We start from the raw sequence: 8,660 nt of genomic DNA, 5'->3' as shown, positions 1-8,660 counted from the left end.
TACGAGGGCGGCGTCGAACTGGAGGTGGCGGATCCGTACCGCTTCCTGCCCGCGCTCGGCGAACTCGATCTGCACCTGATCCGTGAGGGCCGGCACGAGCAGCTGTGGAAGGCGCTCGGGGCCCAGCCGATGGAACACCAGGGCGTGGCGGGCACCCGCTTCACCGTGTGGGCACCGAACGCGCAAGGAGTGCGGGTCGCCGGGGACTTCACCTTCTGGGACGGCACGCAGTTCCCGATGCGGTCGCTGGGCGCGGCCGGGGTGTGGGAGCTGTTCCTGCCCGGTGTCGGCGAGGGCGCGCGGTACAAGTTCGAGATCACGTCCCGGCACGGCGGCCGGTTCCTCAAGGCGGACCCGATGGCCCGCCGCGCCGAGGTGCCGCCCGACACGGCGTCCGTCGTCACGGCCTCGCACCACGAGTGGCACGATGCGCAGTGGCTGGCCCACCGGGGCGACATCCCGGTGCACGAGGCACCGTTCTCGGTGTACGAGGTCCACCTGGCGTCCTGGCGCCTGGGATTGACGTACCGTCAGCTGGCGGACGAGCTGCCCGCGTACGTCAAGGACCTGGGCTTCACGCACGTCGAGCTGATGCCGGTCGCCGAGCATCCGTTCGGCGGCTCCTGGGGCTACCAGGTCACCGGCTTCTACGCCCCCACCTCCCGCCTCGGCACCCCGGACGACTTCAAGTACCTGGTCGACGCGCTGCACCGGGCCGGCATCGGCGTGATCATGGACTGGGTGCCCGCGCACTTCCCGAAGGACGACTGGGCGCTGGGCCGCTTCGACGGGGGGCCGCTCTACGAGCCCGGGGACGACCGGCGTGCCGAGCATCCGGACTGGGGGACCTACGAGTTCGACTACGGCCGGGTGGAGGTGCGCAACTTCCTCGTCGCCAACGCCGTGTACTGGTGCGAGGAGTTCCACATCGACGGGCTGCGGGTCGACGCCGTCGCCTCCATGCTCTACCTCGACTACTCCCGGGACTCCGGTCAGTGGACGCCCAACGCCTTCGGCGGCCGGGAGGACCTCGACGCGAAGGCGTTCCTCCAGGAGATGAACGCGACGCTGTACCGGCGGGTGCCGGGGGTCGTGACCATCGCGGAGGAGTCGACCGCCTGGGACGGGGTGACCCGCCCCACCGACACGGGCGGTCTCGGCTTCGGGCTGAAGTGGAACATGGGGTGGATGCACGACTCGCTGGAGTACATCCGCCACGAGCCCGTGCACCGCAAGTACCACCACAACGAGATGACGTTCTCGATGGTGTACGCGTACAGCGAGAACTACGTGCTGCCGATCTCGCACGACGAAGTCGTCCACGGCAAGCAGGCGCTGGTGTCGAAGATGCCCGGCGACTGGTGGCAGCGGCGCGCCGATCACCGCGCCTATCTGGGCTTCATGTGGGCCCACCCCGGCAAGCAGCTCCTCTTCATGGGCCAGGAGTTCGCGCAAGGCGCCGAATGGTCGGAAGGGCACGGGCCCGACTGGGGGCTGCTGGATCCGGCGTACGGAGCGGAGGCGGACCACCGGGGCGTGCGTGACCTCGTCCGCGAGCTCAACGGCCGGTACCGGGAGACCGGGGCGCTGTGGGAGAGGGACACCGATCCTGCCGGGTTCGCGTGGGTCGCCGGGGACGCGGCGGAGGACAATGTCTTCGCGTTCCTGCGGTTCGCGGCGGACGGGGAGCCGCTGTTGTGCGTCTCCAACTTCTCGCCGGTGGTCCGGCACGAGTACCGGCTGGGGGTCCCGGCCGGCGTGCCCGCTTGGCGGGAGGTCCTGAACACCGACGCGCTGCGGTTCGGCGGCAGTGGCGTCACCCAGGGCGGTGCCGTGCGGACGGACGGGGAGGTGTGGCAGGGGTGGGCGGCCAGTGTGCGGCTCACGCTGCCGCCGCTGGCGACGGTGTGGCTGCGGCCGACGTAGGTGCCGGCGGGGCGGGTGCCGGTGGGACAGGTGCCGACGATGTGGCCCGGTCGGTTCGTGACGGGCGTACGTGACGGCGGGCACGTCTCGTGCGGGCCGTTCGTTTCACGGTCGCCGCTTTTCGGCACCGACCCCCGCAGCGCAGAGCAGATTGGACTCCCGTGGCCGACACCGTGTCCCCGTGGCCCCACTCCCCCGTCAAGGTCGGCCTGGTCGGCGCCGGTCCCTGGGCTCGCGGTGTGCACGCGCCCGTGCTCGCCGCCGGACCCGAGACGGAGCTGACGGCGGTGTGGGCGCGGCGCCCGGAGGCGGCGCGGGAGACCGCCGAGCCGTACGGGGCCGTCGCGGTGGCGCGTTTCGAGGAACTGCTCGACCGGTGCGAGGCGGTGGCCTTCGCGGTACCGCCGGCCATCCAGGCGGACCTCGCCGGGCGCGCGGCGAAGGCGGGCAAGGCGCTGCTGCTGGAGAAGCCGATCGGGCTCGACGTGCCGTCCGCGCGGGGGCTCGTGGACGTGATCGACGAGGCCGGGGTCGTCTCCCAGATCGTCCTCACCAACCGGTACCACCCCGTGGCGCGGGAGTTCCTGCGGGCCGCGCGGGACATGGAGGTGTCGGGAGCCCGTTCGTGCTGTCTGAGCGGGGCCTTCCTCGGAGGCGACTTCGCGACCCCCTGGCGTCTTGAGCACGGCGCGCTGCTGGACCTCGGGCCGCACATCCTGGACCTGCTGGACGCCGCCCTGGGGCCCGTCGTGCGGGTCCGCGGCACCGGAGATCCGCGCCGGTGGGTCGAGTTGACGTGCGAGCACGAGAGCGGTGCGGTCAGCCAGGCCTCGCTGTCCGGATCGGTCGACGTACAGCCCGGGGTCATGCGGGTCGAGCTCTTCGGCCCCGGGCCCGGCCTCGTGTACGACAGCGCGGACCTCGACCACGACGAGTGCTGGCCGGTGCTGCGCCGGGCCTTCGCGACAGCCGTACGCACGGGGGTGTCCGGTGAGCTAGACGCCCGCCGGGGCCTCTACCTCCAGGAGCTGATGGCGCAGGCCGCGACGACCGTCGAGGACTGAGTCCGCGCGCCGCGCGAGGACGGGACCGCCTTCGTCAGGCGCTCACGCTGTAGCGGCGCAGCGCGGGCATCGTGATGGCCAGCACCAGCGTGGAGACGACGACCAGCAGGCCACCGCCCGCGACCGCCGTACGGGCGCCCAGTGCCGACCCGGCCGTGCCGTGCAGCACGTCGGCCAGCCGTGGACCGCCCGCGACGACGACCGTGAAGACGCCCTGCATCCGGCCCCGGAGTTCGTCGGTGACGGCCGAGAGCAGGATGGCTCCGCGGAAGACCATGGAGACCATGTCGGCGACCCCGGCGACGGCGAGGAACGCCACGGCCACCCACAGGTTGGAGCTCAGCCCGAATCCGGTGACGGCCACGCCCCAGGCCACCACCGCGACGATGACCATGAGGCCGTGTCTGCGCGCACCGGAGAAGGTGCCCGACACCAGTCCGCCGAGCACCGCGCCGATGGGAATCGCCGCGAACAGCAGTCCGAGCGCCAGGCCTTCGCCGTACGGCGCGTACGTCTGCGAGGCGAGTTGGGGGAAGAGCGCGCGCGGCATGCCGAAGACCATGGCGATGATGTCGGCGAGGAAGGACAGCAGCAGTACCTGGTGGAGCGAGATGTAGCGGAAGCCCTCCACGATCGCCTTCAGCCCCGCCCGGCCCGCTGCCGCCGCGGCGGCGGTCAGGGGCGGCAGCGCGGGAAGCTTGTAGACGGCCCATACCGTGGCGCACAGGGCCAGGGCGTCGATCAGGTAGAGCTCCGCGAGGCCCACGACGGGTATGAGCGCTCCGGCCAGCAGCGGTCCTGCGACCAGCCCTGTCTGCATGACGGTCGAGCCCAGAGCGTTCGCCGCGGCGAGTTCCTCCTTGGGCACCAGCCGGGCGATGGAGGCTACGCGGGCCGGGGAATTGAGGCCGAAGAACGCCTGCTGGAGCGCGAGCAGCACCATCAGCACGGCGACCGAGGCGAGTCCGGTGACGGCCTGTATCCAGAAGAGCAGGGACGTGACGGCTATGCCGGTGTTGGTGACGAGGAGCAGCTTGCGCCGGTCCACGCTGTCCGCGATGGCGCCGCCCCAGAGCGCGAAGACGACGAGGGGCAGCAGCCCCGCGAAGCTCGCGTAACCCACCCAGGCCGAGGACCCGGTGATGTCGTAGATCTGCTTGGGTACGGCGACGGCGGTGAGCTGGCTGCCCACGGCGGTGACGATGGTCGAGGACCAGAGGCGGCGGTACGCGGGACGACGCAGCGGCCGGGTGTCCATCGCCCACCGCCGCCACCCGCTCCGCTCCCGGTCCGCCGGGGCCGTCGGGACGGCCCGGTCCGCGGGAGCGGCCGGGCTCGGCGGCCCCTCGGACTCGGCCTGCTCCGCCGCGCTGTTGTCCGCACTGCCCTTGCTCGTGTCCACACCCGTCCTGGTTGCTCGATACATCTTTCGATGAAAGGTTCACTATCGCCGATGCGGAGCGGTCCCCGCGCGGCGGGTCGCTCCGTGGGACGCCGGTCGCTCCGTGGGACGTGGCTCAGTTCGCCGAGCCCGGATCGGCGGCCCCGGCCAGGAGGATCGCCGCCTGCTCGCGGGCGTGGTCCAGGGCTCCGGGGAAGATACGCAGGCCGTGGGCGACGAGGGCGCCCTCGTGGATCAGCATCAGGGTACGGCCCAGGGAGTCGGCCGTGGCGGGCACGAGCGGGCGTACGAGATCGGTCAGCAGCGTGAGCATCCACTGCTTCTGGCCGTTGATGAGTGCGTACGCCGGGTGGGACGGATCGTCGATCTCCGCATGGGCGTTGACCATGCTGCAACCTCTGGGGCTGTTCGCGTTCGTCCAGTCGCGCGAGGCGTCGAAGACGGCCAGCACACGGCCCTGCGGCGACGCGGAGGCGGCGAGGCGAGGGGCCAGGAAGGCACGCCAGCGCTCGTCCCGGTCGGCGAGGTACTCGACGACGAGCTGTTCCTTGGAGCCGAAGCGGTCGTAGAGCGTCTTCTTGGTGACTCCGGCCTCCGCGGCGATCAGGTCGACGCCGACGGCATGGATTCCCCGCTCGTAGAACAGCCGCCCGGCGGCCTCCAGGACACGGCGGGCGGCGGGGGTCATCGGTACTCGGCGGGGCGCGTCAGTGGTGCTCATCCCTCCATACTAAACCGATCTGTATACTCGACGTCATGTATACAGATCGGTATACCCTCGTGTCCGCCATCCGCCGTAGGAGGTGTGCGGCGTCATGAACATCCTTCTCTCGATCGCGTTCGTGGGGGCCTGGAGCTCCGGTTTCATCGGGGCCAAGCTCGGGGCGGGCAGCGCCTCCCCGGTCACGCTCCTCATGTGGCGCTTCCTGCCGCTGGCCCTGGTCCTGGGCGTCGTCGCGCTGACCGCCGCCCGTGCGTCCTGGCGCGGTCTTGGACCTCGCGACCTGCTCCGGCAGGCCGTCATCGGGGTGCTGTCGCAGAGCGGCTACCTCCTCACCGTCTACTACGCGATCCAGCTGGGCGTCTCCAGCGGGACGACGGCCCTCATCGACGGCACGCAGCCGCTGGTGGCCGGAGCGCTGGCCGGGCCCCTGCTGGGCATGGCGGTGTCGCGCACGCAGTGGCTCGGCCTCGGACTGGGGGTGGCCGGTGTCGCCGTCGTCACCACGGCCGACGCGGGCGCCGCGACGGGCGTGGCCCGGTGGGCGTACCTCGTGCCGTTCGTCGGCATGCTGTGCATGGTCGCGGCGACCTTCCTGGACCGCCGGGCCCGCGCGGACGTCCGCCCGATGGTGTCGATGACGATCCATGCCGTCACCAGTGCCGTCGCGTTCACGGCGCTCGCCGCCGCCACCGGAGGGGTGGTGCCTCCGGCGGACGGTTCGTTCTGGACGGCCGTGGTGTGGCTCGTGGTGCTTTCCACGTTCGGCGGTTACGGGCTGTACTGGCTGATTCTCAGGCGGTCCGGGGTGACCGAGGTCAACACCCTCATGTTCCTGATGGCACCCGTCACGGCGGTGTGGGGTGCGCTGATGTTCGGCGAGCCCTTCGGGACGCAGACGGTGACGGGACTCGCGCTCGGCCTGCTGGCCGTGGCCGTCGTGCACCGCGGTGACAAGGAAAATCACGGGGATCAGGGAAACCAGGGGGACCGGGACCGCCGTGACGAACACCTGGACCACGGCGACCGCACGGTCCGCCGGCGGTCCCCGGAGCCGGCCGACCTCACACCCCGGCGATCAGCGTGACACCGAGCACGATCATCGTCGCGGCGATCAGAGCGTCCAGTACCCGCCACGCCGACGGCCGGGCCAGGAGAGGGCTGAGCAACCGCGCACCGAAGCCGAGCGCGGCGAACCAGACCAGGCTGGCGATCACCGCACCGAGGCCGAAGGTCCAGCGCAGAGCCCCCCGGTCGGCCGCGATGGAGCCGAGCAGGAACACGGTGTCCAGATAGACGTGCGGGTTCAGCCATGTCATCGCCAGACAGGTGAGCACGGCCCGCCGTCGCGAGCCCGCCGCCCCCACCGGGTCCGCCGGCCCCGCCGTCACGGTCAGCGCCGAGGGTTTCAGGACCCGGCGCGCGGCGAGGCAGCCGTACCCGATCAGGAAGAGGCCGCCGATCAGCCCGACCGCGGTCAGCACCGAGGGCCAGGCCACCACCACGCTGCCGACCCCGCCGACGCCCAGTGCGATGAGTGCCGCGTCGGACAGGGCGCAGATGCCCACCACGGCGAGCACGGCGTCGCGGCGCACGCCCTGGCGCAGGACGAAGGCGTTCTGGGCACCGATGGCGACGATCAGGGAGAGGCCGGTGCCGAATCCGGCGGCCGTGGCGGTCAGAGCGTTGTTCACGGGCTCCACGCTAGGAAGCCGACCGCGACAAAGTACAGCTAAAGATTCTTACGTATCCTTAGCGTTTGTGATGACAGAACTTCCTCTCGACCAGGTGCGGACCCTGCTGACCGTCGTGGACGAGGGCACCTTCGACGCCGCGGCCGCCGTGCTGCACGTGACGCCGTCCGCGGTGAGCCAGCGGGTCAAGGCCCTCGAACAACGCACCGGGCGCGTGCTGCTGATGCGTACGAAGCCGGTCAGGCCGACCGAGTCCGGCGAGGCCGTCGTGCGTTTCGCGCGCCAGCTGGCCCGGCTGGAACGCGACACCCGGGCCGAACTCGGCATGTCGGGCACCGAGGAACCGACGCGCCTGTCGATCGCGGTGAACGCCGACTCGCTGGCCACCTGGTTCCTGCCCGCCCTCTCGCGCGTGCCCGCGGAACTGCCCCTCTGCTACGAACTGCGCCGGGAGGACCAGGACCACACGGCCGCGCTGTTGCGCGAGGGGCTGGTGATGGCGGCCGTCACCTCGTCACCGGACGCGGTGCCGGGCTGTTCGGTGCGCCGTCTGGGCCATATGCGGTACGTGCCGGTGGCGAGCCCCGCCTTCGCCGCGCGGTGGTTCGGCGCCGGGTCCGGCACTCCGCTGCGGGAGGCCGTCGCCGACGCGCCCGTGGTGGTCTTCGACCGGCGGGACGATCTCCAGGACGCGTTCGTCCGCAAGGTCGTACGCGGCCGGCGCGGCGCGAGTGCGGTGCGGCACCTCGTGCCGACCTCCGAGAGCTTCGGCGAGGCCGTCGCCGCCGGGATGGGCTGGGGCATGGTCCCCGAGGTGCAGGCGGCCCCCCTGCTCCGCGCCGGACGGCTCGTCACTCTCGCGCCGGACCGGCGGATCGACGTGCCCCTGTACTGGCAGCAGTGGAAACTCGACTTCCCGGCACTGGCGGCCGTCGCCGAGGCCGTCATGGCGGAGGCCGCCGAGGCCCTGGACGACGGCCGGGCCGGCTGAGCGGCCGACTGAGGAGCCGGGCGTCAGGAGGCCGGGGACGTCAGGAGGCCGGGCCCTGCCCCGCCTCCCGCTCCAGGAAGCTGATCACCTGGGCCGCGAGGCTGTCCATGGCGGAGTCGGGGCGGGCGCCGACCGGGACGGACGCGTCGTGCGGGCCGATGCCGCCCGACCAGAGGTACCGGCCGGTCCATTCGTCGTCGACCTTCAACTGCACCTGGATGTCCACCAGGGGCAGGCAGCCTTCAGGTGCCGCCGCGTACAGGACCGAGGTGACGCGGCGCAGCGGGTAGACGTCGAAGCCCTCGATGAACTGGGAGTTGCGCCAGTCCAGAAACGCGCTCTCGCCGTCGCCTCCGACCCGGATGTCGATCTGGCCGTCCTCCAGGTGAATGCCGAAGCTGTCCGTCGTCCGGTTCTCGACGGTCACCCGGAACCGGAAGTAGACCAGCCCCTCGGCCGCGTCGTCACGCCCACGCGGCGGCTCGGCCTTTTCCAGACCGTGGACGCGAACGCGCAGGCCGGCATGCTCGTCGTCGTACTCCTGCCAGTCCCCGACCACATTCGGCTCGTACACGGTCCACCTCTCGACCTCAGAGGGCTGCTTCCTATCTGTGCGGGCGACGGGGTGTCAAATGAGCGGAATGAGCAGTGGCCAGGGATTTCGCCCCACTTGATCATCGATCAAGCCGTGCGCAGCCAGAACCCTCTTCCCGGACGTCACGGGCGTCCTCCCCTGCGTGCTGCACATCACGTCCCACGCCCGACCGTCGAGACGGCCGGCGAGACGACCGCCGAGACAGTCGGCGAGGCGGATGCCGACCACGGGGACGGTGCGTGCTGTGCGATGCTCCAGCGACATGAC

The 8,660-nt window shown here is 71.4% G+C and carries 8 protein-coding genes; 4 read left to right on the top strand and 4 right to left on the bottom strand.

The annotated features are described in order from the left end of the window. A partial coding sequence (glgB, locus tag AOK01_RS07310) for a 1,4-alpha-glucan branching enzyme (RefSeq protein WP_055509675.1) occupies nucleotides 1–1,926 on the top strand: 1,926 nt, incomplete at its 5' end. Nucleotides 1,927–2,087: 161 nt separating this feature from the next. Continuing rightward, the gene (locus AOK01_RS07305) at nucleotides 2,088–2,990 is read left to right on the top strand and encodes a Gfo/Idh/MocA family protein (protein WP_055509672.1); all 903 of its coding nucleotides are present in this window, start codon (nucleotides 2,088–2,090) and stop codon (nucleotides 2,988–2,990) included. A gap of 34 nt (nucleotides 2,991–3,024) precedes the next feature. Here the strand turns inward: AOK01_RS07305 and AOK01_RS07300 are convergent, their stop codons facing one another. Continuing rightward, complete coding sequence (locus AOK01_RS07300; RefSeq protein WP_079103231.1) at nucleotides 3,025–4,416, bottom strand: MFS transporter; 1,392 nt, start codon at nucleotides 4,414–4,416, stop codon at nucleotides 3,025–3,027. Between the two features lie 91 nt (nucleotides 4,417–4,507). Next, the gene (locus AOK01_RS07295) at nucleotides 4,508–5,113 is read right to left on the bottom strand and encodes a TetR/AcrR family transcriptional regulator (RefSeq protein ID WP_055509669.1); all 606 of its coding nucleotides are present in this window, start codon (nucleotides 5,111–5,113) and stop codon (nucleotides 4,508–4,510) included. A 94-nt stretch (nucleotides 5,114–5,207) separates the two neighbouring features. Here AOK01_RS07295 and AOK01_RS07290 point away from each other — a divergent pair, with 94 nt between their 5' ends. Beyond that, nucleotides 5,208–6,200, top strand: a complete 993-nt coding sequence (locus AOK01_RS07290; RefSeq protein ID WP_079103230.1) for a DMT family transporter — start codon at nucleotides 5,208–5,210, stop codon at nucleotides 6,198–6,200. Here AOK01_RS07290 and AOK01_RS07285 read toward each other — a convergent pair. Continuing rightward, on the bottom strand, nucleotides 6,178–6,807 hold the full coding sequence (locus AOK01_RS07285) for a LysE/ArgO family amino acid transporter (protein WP_055509666.1): 630 nt from the start codon (nucleotides 6,805–6,807) through the stop codon (nucleotides 6,178–6,180). The two genes, AOK01_RS07290 and AOK01_RS07285, sit on opposite strands and share 23 nt — an antisense overlap. Nucleotides 6,808–6,874: 67 nt before the next feature. Between AOK01_RS07285 and AOK01_RS07280 the strand changes: the two genes are divergently transcribed. Next, the gene (locus AOK01_RS07280; RefSeq protein WP_055509664.1) at nucleotides 6,875–7,798 is read left to right on the top strand and encodes a LysR family transcriptional regulator ArgP; all 924 of its coding nucleotides are present in this window, start codon (nucleotides 6,875–6,877) and stop codon (nucleotides 7,796–7,798) included. 40 nt (nucleotides 7,799–7,838) lie between these two features. Here the strand turns inward: AOK01_RS07280 and AOK01_RS07275 are convergent, their stop codons facing one another. After that, nucleotides 7,839–8,372, bottom strand: coding sequence for a hypothetical protein (locus AOK01_RS07275; RefSeq protein ID WP_055509662.1), 534 nt, complete (start codon nucleotides 8,370–8,372; stop codon nucleotides 7,839–7,841). Nucleotides 8,373–8,660: the final 288 nt, after the last annotated feature.

It is taken from the genome of Streptomyces aurantiacus (assembly GCF_001418335.1).
Classification (GTDB): domain Bacteria; phylum Actinomycetota; class Actinomycetes; order Streptomycetales; family Streptomycetaceae; genus Streptomyces; species Streptomyces aurantiacus.
Note: the sequence above shows the minus strand (reverse complement) of the source record. Positions and strands in the feature narration are given on the sequence as shown.